Raw genomic sequence first — 20,551 nt, 5'->3', positions numbered from 1 at the left:
GGCGGGCGGTCAGGACCTGGCGGCCTTCTCGGCTTCCTTGACCGCCTCGGTCCACGCCTGGTCGGGCTTGCCCTTCAGGTTTCCGGTGGCCAGCCGGTTCAGCACGTTCTCCACCGCCACCCGGGTCGGGCCGTTGCGCTTGCCGAGGTACTGCGGGGTCAGGCTCTCCGCCGTCCTGGAGAAGATCTGACCCACCGGGGCGTTGTTGAAAAAGGGGTTGGTGAAGTCTTTGATCGCCGGGTCCTGGTAGAGCGCCGGTTGCGAGGGCAGGTTGCCGACCTTCTTGAAGATCTCGATCTGCTGCTCGGGCTGGATCAGCCACTCGACGAACTTGTACGCCTCGTCGACGTTCTTACCCTGCTTGGGGATGGTCAGGAACGAGCCGCCCCAGTTGCCGCCCCCGCCGGGGATCGCGGCCACGTCCCACTTGCCGCTGGTGCCGGGGGCGGTGTTCTTGATGTGCCCCTGCATCCAGGCCGGGCAGGCGAGCACGGCGAAGTTGCCCTTGACGAAGCCGCTGTTCCACTCCGGGGAGAACGCGGTGAGGTTGGCCGAGAGGTCGGCGGCGATGGTCCGGGCCGCCACGTCGAAGGCGACCTTCGGGCCGCCGTCCATCCTGAGCGCCTCGCTCTCGTCGTAGAAGCCGACCGGCTGCTGCCCGAGGACGGGGTTGAAGACGTTGGTGCCGGCGTCGATGAACTTCTTGCCGCTCTTGGCGGTGTACTGCTGGCCGACCTCGATGAATTTGTCCCAGGTGGGCCAGAGCGCGGAGACCTGGTCGCGTCCGGTGGGCAGGCCGGCGGCGGCGAACAGGTCGGTGCGGTAGCACATGGCCAGGCCGCCGACGTCGGTGCCGAGGCCGATCTGGGTCTTGCCGTCGGGCGTCAGGGTCTGCTTCCACTTCCACGGCAGGTACTTCTGCTCGTACGTGCCGGCGCCCTTGTCGAGCAGGTTGACGAACTTGTCGGCCTGGCCACGGAACTGGACGACGAAGCCCTCGTCGACGGCGGCGATGTCCGGCGCGCCGGAGCCGGCGACGAGCTTCTTCTGCAGGTCCTCGTGCTGGGCGTTGTACTCGCCGGTGTTCAGGCTGATCTTGACGTTCGGGTTGGCGTCCTCGTACTTCGTCTTGAGCTCGTCGAGCCCGAAGTCGCCCCAGAAGTTGATTTTCAGGGTGACCTGGCCGCCCGCCTGGGAGTCGCCGCCACCTCCGCTGTTGCCACTGCACGCCGCGACCATGACCAGGCTGACCGCGCCGACGGCGGCTGCCCTGGCCCAGTGCGTCAAGGACCGTCTCATGTCATCCTCCGCGCCAATGGGAACGCTCCCGACATCGAGAGTCGTTGACTGAACCGGATAAGTTCCGCCACCGTACGGGGCGGTTTCGGCGCTGTCAACGGGCAGTCACGAATGGTGTATCGCGGTAATCTGCACCTGCCGTGGGAGCGCGATCATGAGAGGTGGGGGCATTCCTGCGAGGCAACGGGACGCGGGCTCGCGGCGCGGTCCGGGATCGAGCCGAGCCGCACCAGGCTACTTAACCGGGAAAGCCGGCGACCGGCCCGACGCCGCGCACCGGTCGCGCCGGCCCGCTGCGGGCCCGGTGCAGTAGCGTGGACCGCCGCCGGTCGCCCCGGCGTCGTGGTGACACCCGCCCGGGCGGGAGAGTGGAGGAGTACGCCGGTGAAGCGGCCCACGATCGCCGACGTCGCCCGGCGCGCCGGGGTGTCCAAGGGTGCGGTCTCCTACGCGCTGAACGGCCAGCCCGGGGTCTCCGAGGCCACCCGGCAGCGGATCCTCGCCATCGCCGCCGAGATCGGCTTCAACCCGAGCCGCGCCGCCCGCTCCCTCTCCGGGGCCACCGCCGACGCGGTCGGCCTCGCCCTCTGCCGCCCCGCCCGCACGCTCGGCATCGAGCCGTTCTTCATGGAGCTGATCAGCGGCGTCGAGGCCGAACTCTCCGCCCGGTCGTACGCGCTCACCCTCCAGGTGGTGGCCGACCAGGAGGCGGAGGTCGCGGTCTACCGCCGGTGGTGGGGTGAGCGCCGCGTCGACGGCGTCCTCGTCTGCGACCTGCGCGCCGACGACCGCCGGGTGCCGGTGCTGGAGGAGCTGGGCCTGCCCGCGGTGGTGATCGGCGGCCCGGGCGGCACCGGCGGGCTGGCCAGCGTCTGGTCCGACGACGCGGCGGCGCTGGTGGAGACCGTGGAGTACCTGGTCGCCCTCGGGCACCGCCGGATCGCCCGCGTCGGCGGCCTGCCCGCTTTGCTGCACACCGAGATCCGCACCGAGGCGTTCACCCAGGTGTGCCGCCGGCTCGGCCTGGCCGACGCGGTCACGGTGCCGTCGGACTACACCGGCGAGGAGGGGGCGCGCGCCACCCGGCGGCTGCTCAGCTCGGCCGGCCGCCCCACCGCCGTGATCTACGACAACGACGTGATGGCGATAGCGGGGCTGTCGGTGGCCCAGGAGATGGGCCTCGCCGTGCCGGGCGAGGTGTCCATCGTGGCCTGGGACGACTCGCCGCTCTGCCAGCTGGTGCACCCGCCGCTGACCGCGCTCGGCCGGGACATCCCGGCGTACGGCGCGCATGCCGCCCGGGAGCTGCTCGCGGTGATCGGCGGCGCGCCGGCCCGGCAGGTGCAGGACGGGACCGCCCACCTCACGCCCCGGGGCAGCACGGCCCCGCCGCGCGCGGGCTGAGCCGGACCGCGCCGACCCGGGGCGCCCCGCCCGTCGTACTTCTCGGCCGAGGCGACGGCGGGACCTCGTGGGGAGCCGTCCCGCGCCTGTCGACTTAACCGGTTAACCCATCGCCCTGAGGCCGCGCGGCGGCGCCCGGGACCACCCGCCCGTCCGGCTCCACACGTCCGGGGCCGGCGGGCCGCCGTCCGATCAGTGTGAACGTCTGGTGTCGGGACGTTGATGGTGGTAACTTTCTCGCCACTTGCAAGACCTTGCAGAAACATTCGTCATCCTGTGACGCGATCCGTCACGCCACTGTCCGGTCCGGACAATCCCCCACAGCCGACGGCTGTCACGCAAGGCACCCCGTCCCCTCGGCCCCCGCCGACAACCACCCCCGAGGAGCTCCGATGCATCCCCGCACCGGACGACGACGACGGACGATCGCGGCCGCGCTGGCCGCCGGGATCGCCGTCGGGCTGGCCCCGCTCAGCACGGCCTCCGCCGCGAACTCCGTGACCGTCTACTACCGACCCGCCGCCACCTGGACCGGCCAGGTCAACGTCCACTACGCCCCGGACGGCGGCGCGTGGACGGCCGTGCCCGGGGTGGCGATGGAGGCGGCGTGCGCCGGCTGGCGCAAACGCACCATCGACGCCGGCACCGCCACCGGCCTCCAGGTGGTGTTCAACCACAACGGCGCCACCTGGGACAACAACCGGGGCGCGAACTACCGCACCGGCACCGGGCCGGTGACCGTCGCGGACGGCGTGGTCGGCACGGGCGACCCCTGCGCCGGCACCCCCTCGCCCACGCCCACCCCGTCGAACCCGCCGACCGGCCGGACGGCCGACGTCTGGTACCACGTCGGGACCAGGGGCTGGGCCGCCGCGAACATCCACTACCAGCCCGCGGGCGGGGCCTGGACCACCGTCCCCGGCGCGCCGATGCAGGCCGGCTGCGCCGGATGGGCCCGCCGGGTGGTCGACCTCGGCACCGCCGCCACGCTCCGGGCGGCGTTCAACAACGGCGCCGGCGCCTGGGACAACAACAACGGCGCGGACTACACCCTGGGCTCCGGGGTGAGCACCGTCAAGGCGGGGGTGGTGACCGCCGGCGCGGCCGCACCGTGCCCGCCCGACACGCCGGACACCACCGCGCCGTCGACCCCCACCGGGCTGGGCGCGACCGCGAACGGGCTGCGCGTCGCGGTCTCCTGGGCCGCGGCCACCGACGACCGCGGGGTCACCGGCTACCGGCTCACCCGCACCGGCGGGCCACAGGGCACCGTCACGGTGACCACCGCCGGCACCGGCCACGTCGACGACGCGCTCAGCCCGCAGATCCGCTACGAGTACACCGTCCGGGCGTACGACGCGGCCGGCAACACCTCCCCGGCCAGTGCCCCCGTGGCGGTCACCACCGGCACCACCACACCCCCGCCCGCGGCCGGCACCCCGCTCGGCGGCGACCCCCGCGAGGACAGCATCTACTTCGTGATGACCGCCCGGTTCGCCGACGGCGACGCCACCAACAACCGGGGCGGCAGCCAGCACGTCAAGTCGGGCAACGCGGCCAACGACGACCCGATGTTCCGCGGCGACTTCAAGGGCCTGATCGACAAGCTCGACTACGTCAAGGGGCTCGGCTTCTCCGCCCTCTGGATCACCCCGGTCGTGCTGAACCGGTCCGACTACGACTTCCACGGCTACCACGGCTGGGACTTCCAACGGGTCGACCCGCGGCTGGAGAGCCCCGGCGCGAGCTACCAGGACCTGATCAACGCCGCGCACGCCAAGGGCATCAAGGTCTTCCAGGACGTGGTCTACAACCACAGCTCCCGCTGGGGCGCCAAGGGCCTGTTCACCCCCACGGTGTACGGCGCCCGCGACGAGCAGTGGAAGTGGATGTACAGCAGGCAGGAGCCGGGCCGCGCGTACGACCCCATGGTCGAGCACCCCGGCACCGACCCGGAGCTGACTCCGGCGCAGAACGCCCTCGCCAAGGGACGGCCCTACAACGGCGACGTCTGGTCGACCACCGCGCCGCCCGGCAACCAGTGCCCACGCTGGGGCGCCCCGGCCGGCACCAGCCCCGAGGGCTTCCGCCTCTACGAGTGCCAGTGGCCGACCCCGACCAGCAGGCTCTTCCCGGCCGACCTGTACCACCAGTGCTGGATCGGCAACTGGGAGGGCGAGGACTCTCGCAGCTGCTGGCTGCACGAGGACCTGGCCGACTTCAACACCGAGAACGCCACCGTGCAGAAGTACCTGATCGACACGTACAACAAGTTCATCGACATGGGGGTGGACGGCTTCCGCATCGACACGGCCGTGCACATCCCCCGCGTCACCTGGAACCGGCGCTTCCTGCCGGCGATCCAGCAGCACGCGCTGGCCAGGCACGGCGAGAAGGGCCGGGACTTCTACGTCTTCGGCGAGGTCGCCGCGTTCGTCAACGACAAGTGGAACCGGGGCTCGGTGAACCACTCGGCGCAGTTCTTCACCTGGAAGGAGCGCAAGGAGTACAGCCCCGACGACGTGCGCGCGGCCATCGAGCAGTACGACCACGAGCAGCTGCTCGGCCCGAACGGGCAGCCGACCAGCGACAACGCGTTCCTGCGCGGAAACACCTACCACGCGCCGGACCACTCGAAGTTCTCCGGCATGAACGTCATCGACATGCGCATGCACATGAACTTCGGCGACGCGAACAACGCCTTCGGCAACGGCAAGGACTCCGACGACAGCTACAACGACGCGACCTACAACGTCGTGTACGTCGACAGCCACGACTACGGCCCGAACAAGTCGAACACCCGCTACACCGGGGGCACCGACGCCTGGGCGGAGAACATGAGCCTGATGTGGACGTTCCGGGGCATCCCGACGCTCTACTACGGTTCCGAGATCGAGTTCCAGAAGGGCGCGAAGATCGACTGCGGGCCCACCTGCCCGCTGGCCACCACCGGGCGCGCCTACTACGGCGGCCACCTGGCGGGCACGGTCACCGCGGCGGGCTTCGGCCGGGTCGCCTCGGCCACCGGGCCGGTTGCCAGCACGCTGGACAAGCCGCTGGTCAAGCACGTGCAGCGGCTGAACCTGATCCGTCGGGCGGTGCCGGCCCTACAGAAGGGGCAGTACTCGACCGAGGGGATCAGCGGCAACTCCATGGCGTACAAGCGGCGCTTCACCGCCGGCGGCGTGGACAGCTTCGCGCTGGTCACGGTCTCCGGGAGCGCGACGTTCACCGGCGTGCCCAACGGCCGGTACGTCGACGCGGTCACCGGCGACGTCCGGACGGTCACCAACGGGACCCTGACGGCAACGGTCAGCGGCCAGGGCAACCTGCGGGTGTACGTGCTGGACCTGCCGGGCAACCCGGCGCCGGGCAAGGTCGGCGACACCGGCCCCTACCTGCGGTGACGCCGGTGTCGGAGGCGGCCGGACGGGCCGCCTCCGACACCGCCGGCGGCCCGACCCGTACCCGGGTCGGGCCGCCGCTCACGCCGCGACCACCGGCAACTGGAGTTCGGTGACGCCCTTCTCGGGCTCGTCCGGGCAGTAGTCCAGGTACAGCTCGCGGGTGTACCCGTCGGCCCGCCAGCCGTTCGCCTCGATCCAGGTGGCGAGCACCTGGATGCTGCCCTCCACCTCGTCCATCGGCCCGTGGTGGATGATCGTCGCCGCGGTGGGCACCGCGGGCAGGTCGACGACGCCGAAGTCCCGGGCCGCCGAGGGGTCGGCTGCCACCGTCACCCCGGCGTGCACCACGACGGACTCGCCCTCCCCCGTCGCCTCGTACCAGGCCAGCCCCGGGCCGGAGGGCACGACGCCCGCCGCGCCGAGGCGCCGGAACAGCTCCGGGTAGAGCGGCTGGATCACCGTGGAGATGTCCGGCGTCTCGTAGCTGCGGGCCACCCCGGTCAGCTCCGCCACCCGGACCGCGGGCAGTGCCTTGAGTACGACGTCCTGACTGGTCATCCGACCCTCCGTCTCGATCATGCGGAGCCTCGCCTCGACCCCGGCCAGCCGGGCGGTGTCGGCCGCCAGTTGGGCCTCCAGCTGGGACCGGCGCAGCCGCAGCATGCCGCGCAGTTCGGCGACCTCGACCGCGTCGTCGAGGATCGCCCGCACCTGCCCGAGGGTGAGCCCCAGTTCCTTGAGGGCGATCACCCGGTTGAGCCGGCGGAGCTGCTCGGCCCGGTAGAACCGGTACCCGGTGTGCGGATCGACGGCGGCCGGGCGGAGCAGCCCGATGCTGTCGTAGTGACGCAGCATGCGGACCGACACGCGGCCGAGCCCGGCGAAGTCTCCGATGGTGAACATGGCCCCTCAGACGTTCGGCCCTGACACGGTGTCAGAGTCAACCAGGCGGGGCGGGCGGGCGCCGCCCGGTCAGCGCGAGGCCGACGGGAACTCCTCGAAGTACGCCTCGACCCGCTCGGCGGTGGCCGGGCGGGCCAGCGCGAAGCCCTGCCCGTACCGGCAGCCGGCCCGCCGCGCGCCGTCGACCAGGCTTGCCGACTCCAGCTCCTCGGCCACGATGTCCAGCCCCAGCCGGTCCCCCACGTTCACCACCACGTCGATCAGCGGGCGCTGCGGGTCCGCCGGGTCCACCAACTGCGGGCCGACCTTGAGCAGGTCGATCGGCAGCCGGCGGAGCTGGGCCAGCGAGGCGTGCTCGGCCCGGAAGTCGTCCAGCGCGGTGCGCACGCCCAGCGAGCGCAGCCCGGCCAGCCGGGCCACCACCGTCGGCAGTTCGGCACCCACCCGGGGCTCCGCCACCTCGACCACCAGCCGGTCCGGCGACAGGCCGTACGCGTCGAGCACGGCCGCCGTCCGCGGCACGAAGTCGGGTGAGGCCAGCTCCCGGACGGTCACGTTCACCGCCATCCAGAGCTGCCTACTGCCCGCCGACCAGGCGGCGAGCTGCCGGCAGGCCCGGTCCAGCACCCAGCAGCCCAGCTCGCCCACGACGTCGAGATCCTCGGCCACCGGCAGGAACTCGGCGGGAAGCACCGTGCCGAGCACCGGGCTGCGCCAGCGCAGCAGCGCCTCCGTGCCGACCGGCTGCCGGTCGGCCAGGTCGAGCACCGGCTGGTAGACGAGGTCCAACTCGCCCCGGGCGACCGCCCCGGGCAGCTCCCGTTCCAGGTCGAGCCGGCGGACGAGCTGCTCCTCCAGGTAGGCGTCGTACCACTCGACCCGGTCCCGGCCGAGCTGCACGGCCCGCCGCCGGGCCAGGTCCGCCTGGCGCAGCACGTCCTCCGGGCCGCCGTTGCCGATCTCGGCGAGCCCGATGCCGGCCCGCAGCCGCAGCGGGCCGCCCGCCGCGGGGTAGGGCTCGGTGAGCGCGGCGAGCAGCCGGGTGCCCAGCGCGTACGCCAGCACCGGACCGACCTCGGTGACCACGGCGAAGCCGGTGGCGGTGACGTCCGCGAGCAGGTCCCGGGGGCCGACCACCGCGCGGGCCCGGCGGAGCACCTCGGCCAGCACGTCCTCGCCCTCCTGGTGCCCGTCGGGGGCGGGGCCGGGTCCGTCGAGGTCGACGACGAGCAGCGCGCCGGCGGGGGCCGGCGCGTCCCGGAGGGCGGCGAGGGCCCGCAGCAGCGCCGGCCGGTCCACGGGCGCGCCGGGCCGGTCGGGGTCCGCCGGGCGGTGCCCGACCGGCGGGTCGCCGGGAGCGGTCGGCTGCGCCGGGTCGTCCGCCCGGAGCAGGTCGCGCAGCACCAACGGCGGGGCCAGCGCGAGCGCGAGCAGGACCGCGGTGAGGTCCGGCGGCCCGCCGTCGCGGAGCTGCCATCCGACAGCCGCCACGGCCGCGGCGGTCGGGACCACGGCCCGGGGCCACACCCTGGTCGGCGGAGCGGGCGGGTCCGGCTCCGGACGGGTCGCCCGCCGCGCCCCCGCCGCCGTGAGCAGCACCCCACCCACCAGCGGGGGTACGGACACCAGCGTCGCCCGCTGCGGTGCCGTGCCCGTCTGGAGGGCGGCCAGCACCACCAGCCCGGACAGGGTGAGCGCCGCCCCGCCCCGGCAGCGGGCCGCGCCGGTCCGCCGGTGCGACCCGGTCAGCACCATGAGCGCGGCGAGCGCGAGCCCGCCCAGGGCCACGGCCGCGGCGAACCGCACCGGCGGGTCGAGGGGGTCGCGGGGCAGCAGCAGCCAGCCGGCGAGGACCAACCCCAGGCCGGCGGCGGTCGCGTCGGCGACCTTACGGAGCCGGACCCGGGCGGACGGGCGGGGCCGCCGCGCCGCCGGAGGCAGACCCGCGACGAACAACGCGGCGGAGGCGGCGAGCCCCGACACGACGACGGCGGAGCGTCGGCCCGGTTCGGCGAGCGGGAGCACGGCGGCGGTGAGCCCCGCCGTCACCACCGCGGCGTCGAGCAGCACGGCGACGCGTCGGGGCGGTGCCGCACGCCGGCGGGCGGCGCGCGACCGGGTGGGCGCCGGTGCGGGGGTCGGCGGTGGGGCGCCGGTGAGCCGGGAGAGCCGCGCGCCGGCCAGGGCGCAGCTGGCCGCGCCGGCCAGCGCCACGACGGCCAGGGCGGGCACCCGACCGGCCGCGCCGGCGAGCAGGAGCAGCGCGACGGCGGCGAGGACGAGGGTGTCCGGCAGCGTAGGACGGGGGATGGACGCGCGTTGCGGGTACGCGAGGGGCACGGCGGTCGCCTTCGTGAGGGGGCACGGGCGGTGCGACGGTGCGGGGCTGCGGACCCGGGGTTGGTCCGCTGCCCATCAGTCGCCAACGAGCGGGCCACGAAGTCGGTAACGCCGAGTCGACAGTGATCCCCGTCACCGACGCTCGGGTCCACCGCCCGGCGCGTACCGGGACCGGCGGGGGTGGGATCATCGGGGGGTGAGCAGTCCCGACACCGTCCACTTCCGGCACAACCAGGCCATCCTGGCCGCCGCGATCGTCGCCTTCTTCGGCGCCCTGCCGGTGGCCGGTGCCCGGTGGTACCTGCTGCCGGTGCTGCTCGTCCCGCTCGCCGTCACGGTGTGGGCGTGGCGGGCCGGCACCGACGCGGACGCCCGCGAGCTGCGCCTGCGGGCGCTGGTCGGGCAGCGCCGGATCAGCTGGGACCGGGTCGTCGAGCTGGCCGCCGACCCGCGCGGCCGGGCGGTCGCCCGGCTCGACGACGGCCAGCGCGTCACGCTGCCGGCCGTACGCGGCACCGACCTGCCCCGGCTGATCTCGGCCACCGGCCAGAGCCTGCCCGGCGCGACCGGCTGAGCACCGTCGCGCCGGCACCGCTCAGTAGCCGTCCACCACCGTGTTGATCAGCGGCTCGCCGGCGGCGAACCGGCGCACCTGGTCGCCGACCAGCCGGTACGCGCGCGGCAGCAGGCCGCGTACCGATCCGGCCACGTGCGGGGTGAGCAGCACGTTCGGCATCGCCCACAGCTCGTGGTCGGCGGGCAGCGGCTCGGGGTCGGTGACGTCCAACGCGGCCGAGATCCGGCCGGTACGCAGCTCGGCGACCAGCGCCTCGGTCCGGGCCACCGGCCCACGGGCGGCGTTGACCAGCAGCGCGCCGTCCCGCATCGCGGCGAGGAACTTCTCGTCCACCAGCCCCCGGGTCTGCTCGGTCAGCGGCACCAGCAGCACCACCACGTCGGCCTCGGCGAGCAGCCCCGGCAGCTCCGCCACGCCGTGCACGCCCTGCTCCGGGCGGGCGGTCCGGGCCACCAGCGTGAAGCTCACCTCGAACGGCGCGAGCCGGTCGCGTACCGCCGTGCCGATCGAGCCCGCCCCGACGATCAGCACCCGCTTGCCGGTCAGCTCGTCGGTGGGGGCCACCTCGTCGTACGCCCAGTCGCGCCGGGCCTGCGCCCGGGCGAGGGCGGGGAAGGCGCGCAGCTGGGACAGGATCGCCGCGACCACCCACTCGGCGGTGGACGGGTCGTGCACCCCCCGGGCGTCGCAGAGCGTCACGCCGGGCGGGACCCGGCCGGCCCACGCGTCCGCCCCGGCGGAGAGGAGCTGCACCACCGCCAGGTCGGGCAGCTCGCCCAGCAGGGCGGTGGCGTCCCCGCCGGCCAGGAAGGGCGGCACCCAGAACCGGACGCCGGCGGCCTCCGAGGGGAGCCGGGAGACGTCCTCGGCCACCTCGACCGTGACCTCCGGCGGCAGCTCACCGAGGAGCGTCCGGCCGGCCTCGTGCGGGATCCATACCTTCACGCCCGCCGACGATAGCCCCCGGCGGTGGTGCCCGCCGGGCGGGGCGGCCCCCGGCACCCGGACGGGCCCCGCCCGGCGCGGGCGAGTGACCAGGGCGACGGTCCGGCGACCGCGTCGATTCCGGTCCGGAGGGGGTATAAGGGAGGACCGGAGTGCCGGTCGGCCTCCACCGGCACGGACAGGTGGTCGATGACCGAAGGCTCCCGCGACGACGCCCCGGAGCGGGCCGATCCGATTGCGGCGCTCCGCGATCCCGATCGGCTGCGCTCCCTCGCCGAGACCCGGCTGACGGCCGCCCCCGACGAGGCGTTCGACCGGTTCGCCCGGCTGGTCGGGGACCTGCTCGACGTGCCGGTCGCGTTGGTCTCCCTGGTCGACGCCGAGCGCCAGTTCTTCCCCGGTGAGGTGGGACTGACCCGGCCGTGGGCCGAGCGGCGGCAGACCCCGCTGAGCCACTCGTTCTGCCAGCACGTCGTCGGCCTCGGCACCCCGATGGTGCTGCCGGACGCCCGGCTCCATCCCGCCCTGCGGGACAACCTCGCCGTGCCCGAGCTGGGCGTGGTGGCGTACGCCGGGATGCCGCTGACCGATCTGGAGGGACACGTCCTCGGGTCGCTCTGCGCGATCGACGACAAGCCGCGCGACTGGACCGCCGAGCAGCTGCGGACGCTCGCCGACCTGGCCGCCGCCTGCTCCTCGGAGCTGCGGCTGCGGATCGCGCTGGAGGGCGCCGAGCAGGCCCGGCGGCGCGCGGAGGAGGCCAACGGGCGGCTGGAGCTGCTGGCCGGGCTGGCGGGGACCCTGGCCGGGACGCTCGACGTGGCCACCGCGCTGCGCCACCTGCGCGACACGATGGTGCCGTTGCTGGCCGACTGGTCGCTGGTGACCCTGGTCGGGCCCGACGGGGCGCCGCGCGACGTGACCGCCGCGCACCGCGACCCGTCCCGCGCCGCGGACGTCGCCCGCTTCGCCGAGCTGATGCGCACGGGGCTGAGTCCCCACTCGATCACCCGGGCGGTGCTGCGTACCGGGCGGTCCGTGCTGGGCGGCGCCGCCACCCTCGACGACGTGCGGCGGGGCACGGTCGGGCCGGAGATGCCGGAACTCGCCGCCCGCCTCGGCTTCTCCTCGCACCTCAGCGTGCCGATCAGCGACGCCGGGCGGGTGCTGGGGTGCATCACCCTGATCAACGGCCCGCAGCGGCGCGACTTCGACGACAGCGACCTGCTCATCGCCGAGGACATCGGCCGCCGGGCCGGTCAGGCGATCGGCAACAGCCGGATGTACGGCGAACAGCGGCACGTCGCGCACGTGCTGCAACACAGCATGCTGCCGGAACTGCCGGTCACCCGGGACCTCGAACTGGCCGCCCGCTACCAGCCGGCGGCGGACCGGGTCGAGGTCGGCGGCGACTGGTACGACGCCTTCCGTCAGCCCGGCGGGGAGTTGATCGCGGCGATCGGCGACGTGGCGGGCACGACATCGAGGCCGCCGCGACCATGGGACAGCTGCGCAACCTCGTCCGGGGCAACGCGTACGGCCGGCCCGACGCGGTCGGCGAGCTGATGAGCCGCCTGGACGAGACGATCCGCGGGCTGCGCATCCCCGCCGCGGCCACCGCCACCCTGGTGCGGCTGCACGCCGACGACGCCGGCGGCCAGCGGGTGACCTGGTGCAACGCGGGCCACCCCGCGCCGCTCGTGGTCCGGGCCGGCGGCGCGGTGGAGGTGCTCGCCGGGACGCCGGAGCCGCTGCTCGGGCTGAACCGTCCGGTGCGGCGGACCAGCCGGCACGCCCACCTGGCCACCGGGGACACCCTGCTGCTCTACACCGACGGCCTCATCGAGCGGCGGGACCGGTCCATCGACGAGGGGATGACCGAGCTGGTCGCCCGGCTGGGCGGTACGGACCGGCTGCCGCTGGGCGAGTTCTGCGACCTGCTGCTGACTGCCGCGCCCCACCGGGAGGACGACGTCGCGCTGCTGGCCGTCCGGGCGATCTGACCGCCCCACGGAGTCGGTCCGATCCGTCGACCCCGGTGGGACGTTCCGGCGGGCTACCCTGGGCCGGGTGAGCGCCCGTCCCCCGTACCCCCGCACCCACCGTCTCCGGGCGGCCCTGGCGGCCTCGTGCGCGGCGCTGCTGCTGGCGACCGCCGGTTGCAGCCTCGGCGAGCCGGAACCCGACCCGGCCGGTGAGCCGCCGACCTTCCCGACGCCGTCGGCGACGGCGAGCCCCGGCGGCGCCGGCCAGGAGGTCGTCACCACCGTGCTGGCCAAGGGCCTGCGGGTGCCGTGGGGGATCGCCTTCCTGCCCGATGGTGCCGCGCTGGTCACCGAGCGCGACAACGGCCGGATCCTGCGGGTCGGTCCCGAGTCGGGGCCCGACGGGCTGAAGGTCACCCCGGTGCAGACCATCGCCGACGTGGCGGCCTCCGGCGAGGGCGGGCTGATGGGCATCGCCGTCTCGCCCGACTACCAGCGCGACAAGTCGGTCTTCGTCTACTACACGACCGAGCGGGACAACCGGATCGCCCGGCTGGAGCTGGGCGGCACGCCGGCCCCGATCCTCACCGGCATCCCCAAGGCCGGCATCCACAACGGCGGCGGTCTGGCCTTCGGCCCGGACGGCCTGCTCTACGCGAGCACCGGCGACGCCGGCGACCGGCCGCAGGCGCAGGATGTCAAGCGCCTCGGCGGCAAGATCCTGCGGATCACGAAGGACGGCAAGCCGGCGCCCGGCAACCCGTTCCCGAACTCCCCCGTGTGGTCGCTGGGCCACCGCAACGTCCAGGGCATCGCCTGGGACGCCGGCAAGCGCATGTACGCCGTGGAGTTCGGCCAGAACACCTGGGACGAGATCAACCAGGTCACCAAGGGGCGCAACTACGGGTGGCCGACGGTCGAGGGGCGCGGCGACGACAAGCGCTTCGTCAACCCGATCGCCCAGTGGCCGACGTCGGACGCGTCCTGCTCCGGGCTGACCGCCGCCGACCGGCTGCTCGTCACCGCGTGCTTGCGCGGCAAGCGACTCTGGCTGGTCGAGCTGACCGACACCGGCACCGTGCTCGGCCAGCCGCGCGAGCTGCTGACCGACCGCTTCGGGCGGCTGCGGGCCGTGGCCGCCGCTCCCGACGGCTCGATCTGGGTGAGCACCTCGAACCACGACGGGCGGGGCCAGCCGCAACCCGAGGACGACCGGCTGTTGCGGCTGGTCTTCGCGGGCGGCGGGGCCGGCCGGAGCTGACGCACCGGCTCATCCGGGTTTCCCAAGATCCTTCAGTGGGCAGGTCAGAATCTCACCATGGACGGCCAGGAGAACGAACAGCACGCGGACCGGGACGAGGACGCCCCGGTGACCGGTCCTGCCCCACGCCCGGCGCTCCGGCGGGGTGGCGCCGACCGGACCGGGCGGCGAGCCCTCCGCGCGACCGGGTGGACCCTGGCGGTCCTCCTCGTCGCCGTGGTCGGCGTGGTGATCGGCGTGCTCGCCGGCGGCCGGGTCAGCACCGACATCGGCCCGTTCCAGGCCGACCTCACGGTCGCGCCGGCGCTCGGCGGCGGCACCACCGTCGACATCCCGCCGCTGGGCGCGCTGCTGCTCGACAGCCACGACGGGCCGACCCACCTGACGGTGGAGCTGGGCGCGCTGGACCAGAGCCGCACGGAGGCGCTGCTCGACGATCCGGCGAGCATCAACCGGGCCAGCCAGTCGGCCGTCGACGACGTCCGCGAGGGTGTGCTGCGCCTCGGCCTGCGGACGCTCGCCTCGACGGTGCTGGTCACCCTGCTGCTGGGCCTGCTGCTCTTCCGCGACACCCGCCGGGCGGCCTGGGCGGGTGGGCTTGCGCTGGTGATCACCGCCGCCAGCCTCGGCACCGCCGCGGCCACCATCCGGCCGGAGTCGATCGAGGAGCCGCGCTACGAGGGGCTGCTGGTCAACGCCCCCGCGATCGTCGGTGACGCCCGGCGGATCGCCAACGACTACACCCGGTACGCCGAGCAGCTCCAGCGCATCGTCGGCAACGTCAGCCAGCTCTACACCACCGTGTCGTCGCTGCCGGTCTACGAGCCCGCCCCCGGCACGACCCGCGTACTGCACGTCTCCGACATGCACCTCAACCCGACCGGCTGGCAGCTCATCCGGACCGTCGTCGAGCAGTTCGGCATCGACGTGGTGATCGACACCGGGGACATCACCGACTGGGGCTCCGAGCCGGAGGCCTCGTACGTCGGCTCGATCGGCCTGCTCAGGAAGCCGTACGTCTACATCCGGGGCAACCACGACTCGGGGCGGACCGCAGCGGCCGTGGCCCGCCAGCCGAACGCGATCGTGCTGAGCAACACGACCACCACGGTCGCGGGGCTGACCATCGCCGGCATCGGCGACCCGCGCTTCACCCCCGACAAGAACACCTCACCGGCGGGCAGCGGGCTCACCCAGCAGACCGCGGACCAGCTCATCGGCGTCGGCGACCAGCTCGCGGCCACGGTACGCAGCTCGCCGCGCCCGGTGAACATCGCGCTGGTGCACGACCCGGCCAGCGCCGGTCCCCTGTCGGGCGCGTGCCCGCTGGTGCTCGCCGGGCACACCCACGACCGGCAGGTCTCGAAGCTGCCCGAGGTGCCCGGGAAGGGACCCACCCAGCTGATGGTGCAGGGGTCCACGGGCGGTGCCGGCCTGCGCGGCCTGGAGGGCGAGAAGCCCACCCCGCTGTCGATGACGGTGCTCTACTTCGACAAGGACAAGCTGCTCCAGGCGTACGACGACATCACCGTCGGCGGCACGGGGCAGGCGCAGGTGAACCTGGAGCGGCACGTCGTGGAGGACCCGAAGGCTGGTGCTCCCGTCCCCGTCACCCCCACCCCTACCCGTTGACCGTCGCCGCGTCGACCCGGCACGCCCTGGACGCCGCGCGTGTGATCGCCCCGCCTGACCGCCGCGCCTCGGACTGCCCTGCCCTGCCCCTGGTCGTTCCGGCCCTGGGTGCACGAGTGTCGGGCGGTTGTCATGGCCGTCACCACGCTGTGCCCCCCACCCTGCGGTCGTCACCTTGAGTAGCGCCACTCGTCCGGCACTGACCACGCCCTCGGACGCTTTGCTCTGCATCCATAGACGCACCAGTGACTTACCGTAACGACGCGCTGCCAGCTTCCCACGGGCGCGATTGGCGTCGCAGCTGGTCAGGGTCCTGGTGCGTCCGTGGCTGCAGAGCAAAGGGCGCAGACAGGCACTGCCACGCCCCTCGCCCGCCGCCACACTCCGTCACGCAGCACTTCAATTACTCTCGGCAACGACTCCCTGCCCCTCTGCTGCTCCTACGCCGGAACCGTAGAAGGCCTTGACGCTGCTCGGCGCCAGTGGCGATGGCACGAGCGCCCCGCAACCACACTGCTGGGGCTCCCGGCTACCGGCTCCCGGTGCCGGCTCCCGGTGCCGGGTCCCGGTGCCGGGTCCCGGTGCCGGGTCCCGGTGCCGGGTCCCGGGTCCCTGCCGTGCTTCTGCGCCCACGCCGGCAGGCCCGCCCAGCCGCCGCCGTCCACCCGCAGCCGCCGACCGCCCCAGGCCCCGTGGTGCCGAGACGCCCGCGCGGCGGGTGACGGCCCGCGACAGGCCCCTGCGGGGTGAGCGCGGGGTGAGCGCAGGGACAGGGCAGGGTCAGCGCAGGGACAGGGCTGCGAGGGCGGCGTTGACGATGCTGCCGGGGAGCAGATCGTGCAGGTCGTACAGCTCGTGGACGCTGCCGGACTGGCCGAACTCGTCCACGCCCAGCGGCACCGCCGGGGCGGCGAGCGCCGAGCCGAGCCAGGCCATGGCGTGCGAGGCGGCGTCGTGCACCGTCACCACCGGCACCCGGTCGGCGAACGCCGAGCGCAGCGCGCCCGGCACGCTCGGCACGGTGGCCGTGCGTACGCCCTGGCGCAGGGTGCGCTGCCAGGCCCGGTAGAGCCGGTCCAGCGAGGTGACGTCGACGACGTGCGCGGCGATGCCCTCCTCGGCCAGTTCCGCCGCCGCAGCGAGCACCTCGGGCAGCACCGCGCCGGAGGCGGCGAGCTGCACCACCGGGGCGTCGGCCAGGTGCGGGTACGCCTCGTGGGCGTCCACCAGCCGGTACGCCCCGGCCACCGCCTGCCGGCGCAGCACCGCGTCGCCGAGCCGGGCCCGCGCCGCCTCGAAGGGCGCCTGGTCGATCGGGCGGGTGCTGAGCCGGAAGTAGTACGCCCCGTCCTCGGCCGGAGCAGCGGTCGCCGACGGGGCGGCCCCGCCGGCGATCTGGCCCAGCGCGTCGCAAAGCAGCCAGTCCAGGGTGGCCGCGTACGCGGGTTCGAGGAACGTCACCCCGGGCAGTTCCAGGCCCACCGAGGCGGTGATGGTCGACTGGTGGGCGCCGCCCTCCGGGGCGAGCGTGATGCCCGACGGGGTACCGGCGACCACGAACCGGGAGCCGGAGTAGGTGCCGTAGAGGAACGCGTCCAGGCCACGCAGCACGAACGGGTCGTAGACCGTGCCGACCGGCAGCAGCGGCTGCGCCGACAGGTCCCAGGCGAGGCCGAGCTGCCCGAGCAGCAGGAACAGGTTCATCTCCGAGATGCCCAGCTCGATGTGCTGCCCGGCGGGGCTCTCCGTCCAGCGCAGCATCCGGTCCTCGGTCCAGGAGCGCTGCTCGGTCGGGGCGAAGACACCGGTCTTGTTGATGAACCCGGCCAGGTTGGTGGAGGTCGCCACGTCCGGCGCGGTGGTCACCAGGTAGCGGCCCACCTCCGGGTTGCGGGCCAGCTCGACCAGCACCCGACCGAAGACCTCCTGCGTCGAGATCGGCTTGTTCGCGCGTACCCGCGTCGTGTCCGGAACGGTGACGCCCAGCGCCCGCTCGCGGGGCGCGCGGGACAGCGCCTCCCGGCGCGCGCCGGCCCGGATGCCGGCCTCCGACGCCGGGTCCAGGCGGTCCCACTCGGTCTCGCGCGTCAGCCCGTGCGCGGCGCGCAGCGCGTCGACCTGCTCGGCGGTGAGCAGCGCCGAGTGGTTGCGCGGATTGCCGGCGATCGGCAGACCCCACCCCTTCACGGTGTACGCGAAGACCACGCTGGGCCGGTCGGTGACCGCGTCGCACTGGGCGTACGCGTCGAGCATCGCCGCCATGTCGTGCCCGCCCAGGTCGGTGACGAGCGGCCCCAGTTCGTCGTCGCCGACGTCGGCGATGAACGCCTCGATGCCGTCGGGCGCGCCGTCGAGGAACTGCTTGCGCAGCGCCGCGCCGGTGAGCCCGAACAGCGACTGGTACTGCTCGTTGGGCATCGCGTCGATCCAGTCGCGCAGCGCCTCGCCGCCCGGCCGGGCGTACGCCTCGGCGAGCCGGCGGCCGTACTTGACCTCCACCACGTGCCAGCCGGCGGCCTCGAACTGGCCCCGCCACTGGTTGATCCGCACCCCGGGCACCACCCGGTCCAGCGACTGGCGGTTGAAGTCGACCAGCCACGTCACGTTGCCCAGCCCGGTGGTGGCCGGGTCGGCGACGGCCTCCCAGATGTTGCCCTCGTCCAGCTCGGCGTCGCCGATCAGCGCGACGAACCGGGAGTGCGGGCGGGCGCCGAAGTGCGCGTCGACGTAGCGGCGGGTCGCGGCGGCGAAGAGCGGCGCCGCCGCGCCGAGCCCGACGGAGCCGGTGGAGAAGTCGACCTCGTCCGGGTCCTTGGTCCGCGACGGGTACGACTGGAGCCCGCCCCGGGCGCGCAGCCTCGTCAGGTAGGAGCGGTCGAGGTTGCCCAGCAGGTACTGGATGGCGTGGAAGACCGGCGAGGCGTGCGGCTTGACCGCTACCCGGTCCTCGGCGTCCAGGTGCGCGAACCACAGCGCCGTCATGGCGGTGACCAGCGAGGCGCTGGACGCCTGGTGCCCGCCGACCTTCACCCCGTCGCCGGTGTCCCGGTCGTGGTTGGCCGCGTCCACGATCCGGGTCGCGAGCCAGAGCACTCGCTGCTGGATCTCGTCGAGGACGTCGAGGTCGGTACGGTTCACGGTCGACTCCAGGGGTCCGGCAGTCACCGTTGACGGCCGGTCGGGGGCGGGCGGGCTGCGCGGCGTGCACAGCCGCCGCGTACGAGGGACGCACGCGGCGGCTCAGGTGTAAGGAAGGGCACCTTCCTATACAGAAAACGTGAGGAAGGTGCCCTTCCTTACCGGTCAGGCGGAGAGGCGCTCCAGGATCAGCTCGCGGACGGTCTTGGCGTCGGCCTGGCCGCGGGTGGTCTTCATGACCGCGCCGACCAGGGCTCCCGCCGCGGCGACCTTGCCGCTGCGGATCTTCTCGGCGATGTCCGGGTTGGCGGCGATCGCCTCGTCGACGGCAGCGGTGAGCGCGCCGGTGTCGGAGACGACCTCCAGGCCCCGGTTGGTCATGATCTGCGTCGGCGAGCCCTCGCCGGCCACCACGCCCTCCAGGACGGTACGGGCCAGCTTGTCGTTGAGCTTGCCGGCGTCGACCAGGCCCTGGAGCTCGGCGACCTGGCTCGGGGTGGCCCCGATGTCGGCCAGCTCCACGCCGGTCTCGTTGGCCCGCCGCGACAGCTCGCCCAGCCACCACTTGCGGGCGGCGGCCGGGGTGGCGCCCGCGGCGACCGTGGCCTCGATCAGCTCCACGGCACCGGCGTTGAGCACCGACTGCATGTCCGCGTCGGAGAGGCCCCACTGCTCCTGGAGCCGACGCCGGTGCAGCCGGGGCAGCTCGGGCAGGGCGGCCTTCAGCTCGGCGACCCAGGCGGTGTCCGGCGCCAACGGCACCAGGTCGGGCTCCGGGAAGTACCGGTAGTCGGTCGCGGTCTCCTTGGACCGGCCCGGCGTGGTGTCGCCGGTGTCCTCGTGGAAGTGCCGGGTCTCCTGGGTGATCCGACCGCCCGCGTCGAGGACGGACGCCTGCCGGATGATCTCCGAGCGGACCGCCCGCTCGACCGACCGCAGCGAGTTGACGTTCTTGGTCTCCGTCCGGGTGCCCCACTCCTCGCCGGGCAGGTTGAGGGAGGTGTTCACGTCGCAGCGCAGCGACCCCTCCTCCATCCGCACGTCGGAGACGCCCAGCGAGCGGATCACGTCGCGCAGCTCGGTGACGTACGCGCGGGCCACCTCGGGGGCGAGCGCACCGGTGCCGGGGACCGGCTTGGTGACGATCTCCACCAGCGGGATGCCGGCCCGGTTGTAGTCGACAAGCGACTCGGTGGCGCCGTGGATGCGACCGGTGGCGCCGCCGACGTGCAGCGTCTTACCGGTGTCCTCCTCCAGGTGCACCCGCTCGATGCCGATGCGCACCAGCTCGCCGTTGACCTCGACGTCCAGGTAGCCCTCGAAGCACAGCGGCTCGTCGTACTGGCTGATCTGGAAGTCCTTCGGCATGTCCGGGTAGAAGTAGTTTTTCCGCGCGAAGCGGCACCACTCGGCGATCGAGCAGTTCAGCGCCAGGCCGATCCGGATGGTCGCCTCGATGGCGGCCCTGTTCGCCACCGGCAGGGAGCCGGGCAGGCCCAGGCAGACCGGGCAGACCCGGGTGTTCGGCTCGCCACCGAAGTCGGTCGGGCAGCCGCAGAACATCTTGGTGTTCGTGCCCAGCTCGACGTGGGTCTCCAGGCCGATCACCGGTTCGTAGCGCGCCACGACCTCGTCGTACGCGGGCAGTGTCGTCGTCATC

General features: G+C 73.9%; 13 protein-coding genes. 7 read left to right on the top strand and 6 right to left on the bottom strand.

From position 1 onward, the window contains the following. Window positions 1–9: 9 nt before the first annotated feature. Window positions 10–1,299 carry an extracellular solute-binding protein gene (locus tag EV374_RS06270; protein WP_132232534.1) on the bottom strand — a complete coding sequence of 430 codons (1,290 nt, stop codon included), beginning with the start codon at window positions 1,297–1,299 and terminating at the stop codon, window positions 10–12. A 384-nt stretch (window positions 1,300–1,683) separates the two neighbouring features. Here EV374_RS06270 and EV374_RS06265 point away from each other — a divergent pair, with 384 nt between their 5' ends. Together EV374_RS06265 and EV374_RS06260 are read left to right on the top strand one after the other, a co-directional pair. Beyond that, window positions 1,684–2,703 carry a LacI family DNA-binding transcriptional regulator gene (locus EV374_RS06265; RefSeq protein ID WP_132232532.1) on the top strand — a complete coding sequence of 340 codons (1,020 nt, stop codon included), beginning with the start codon at window positions 1,684–1,686 and terminating at the stop codon, window positions 2,701–2,703. Window positions 2,704–3,095: 392 nt separating this feature from the next. Continuing rightward, window positions 3,096–6,110 carry a carbohydrate binding domain-containing protein gene (locus EV374_RS06260; protein WP_132232530.1) on the top strand — a complete coding sequence of 1,005 codons (3,015 nt, stop codon included), beginning with the start codon at window positions 3,096–3,098 and terminating at the stop codon, window positions 6,108–6,110. A 78-nt stretch (window positions 6,111–6,188) separates the two neighbouring features. On the opposite strand, the gene EV374_RS06255 is transcribed toward EV374_RS06260, so the two are convergent. Continuing rightward, entirely contained in the window at window positions 6,189–7,013 is an 825-nt protein-coding gene (locus EV374_RS06255) for a MerR family transcriptional regulator (RefSeq protein WP_132232528.1), read from the bottom strand. A 69-nt stretch (window positions 7,014–7,082) separates the two neighbouring features. Beyond that, window positions 7,083–9,353 (bottom strand): bifunctional diguanylate cyclase/phosphodiesterase, encoded by a 2,271-nt coding sequence (locus tag EV374_RS06250; RefSeq protein WP_132232526.1) that lies wholly within the window; start codon window positions 9,351–9,353, stop codon window positions 7,083–7,085. 196 nt (window positions 9,354–9,549) lie between these two features. On the opposite strand from EV374_RS06250, the gene EV374_RS06245 reads away from it, so the two are divergent. Next, the gene (locus EV374_RS06245; RefSeq protein ID WP_132232524.1) at window positions 9,550–9,927 is read left to right on the top strand and encodes a PH domain-containing protein; all 378 of its coding nucleotides are present in this window, start codon (window positions 9,550–9,552) and stop codon (window positions 9,925–9,927) included. A 21-nt stretch (window positions 9,928–9,948) separates the two neighbouring features. Here the strand turns inward: EV374_RS06245 and EV374_RS06240 are convergent, their stop codons facing one another. Continuing rightward, entirely contained in the window at window positions 9,949–10,875 is a 927-nt protein-coding gene (locus tag EV374_RS06240; RefSeq protein WP_132232522.1) for a 2-hydroxyacid dehydrogenase, read from the bottom strand. A 189-nt stretch (window positions 10,876–11,064) separates the two neighbouring features. Here EV374_RS06240 and EV374_RS06235 point away from each other — a divergent pair, with 189 nt between their 5' ends. The 4 genes from EV374_RS06235 to EV374_RS06225 all read left to right on the top strand — a co-directional run bounded on the left by EV374_RS06235 (window position 11,065) and on the right by EV374_RS06225 (window position 15,753). Then, window positions 11,065–12,441: a GAF domain-containing SpoIIE family protein phosphatase gene (locus EV374_RS06235; RefSeq protein ID WP_486485612.1), complete on the top strand. Its 1,377-nt coding sequence runs from the start codon at window positions 11,065–11,067 to the stop codon at window positions 12,439–12,441. After that, window positions 12,375–12,878, top strand: a complete 504-nt coding sequence (locus tag EV374_RS33250; protein ID WP_486485611.1) for a PP2C family protein-serine/threonine phosphatase — start codon at window positions 12,375–12,377, stop codon at window positions 12,876–12,878. The genes EV374_RS06235 and EV374_RS33250 overlap by 67 nt, the downstream gene beginning before the upstream one ends. 67 nt (window positions 12,879–12,945) lie before the next feature. Beyond that, window positions 12,946–14,121, top strand: a complete 1,176-nt coding sequence (locus EV374_RS06230; protein ID WP_132232520.1) for a PQQ-dependent sugar dehydrogenase — start codon at window positions 12,946–12,948, stop codon at window positions 14,119–14,121. Between the two features lie 57 nt (window positions 14,122–14,178). Further along, window positions 14,179–15,753, top strand: a complete 1,575-nt coding sequence (locus tag EV374_RS06225; RefSeq protein ID WP_132232518.1) for a metallophosphoesterase — start codon at window positions 14,179–14,181, stop codon at window positions 15,751–15,753. A gap of 780 nt (window positions 15,754–16,533) precedes the next feature. Here the strand turns inward: EV374_RS06225 and EV374_RS06220 are convergent. Together EV374_RS06220 and gatB are read right to left on the bottom strand one after the other, a co-directional pair. Continuing rightward, window positions 16,534–18,891 carry a transketolase-like TK C-terminal-containing protein gene (locus EV374_RS06220; protein WP_132232516.1) on the bottom strand — a complete coding sequence of 786 codons (2,358 nt, stop codon included), beginning with the start codon at window positions 18,889–18,891 and terminating at the stop codon, window positions 16,534–16,536. Window positions 18,892–19,056: 165 nt separating this feature from the next. Then, window positions 19,057–20,550 carry an Asp-tRNA(Asn)/Glu-tRNA(Gln) amidotransferase subunit GatB gene (gatB, locus tag EV374_RS06215; RefSeq protein ID WP_132232514.1) on the bottom strand — a complete coding sequence of 498 codons (1,494 nt, stop codon included), beginning with the start codon at window positions 20,548–20,550 and terminating at the stop codon, window positions 19,057–19,059. Window position 20,551 lies beyond the last annotated feature (1 nt).

The organism is Micromonospora sp. CNZ303, from assembly GCF_004345505.1.
This window is presented reverse-complemented; position numbering and strand designations above follow the sequence as displayed.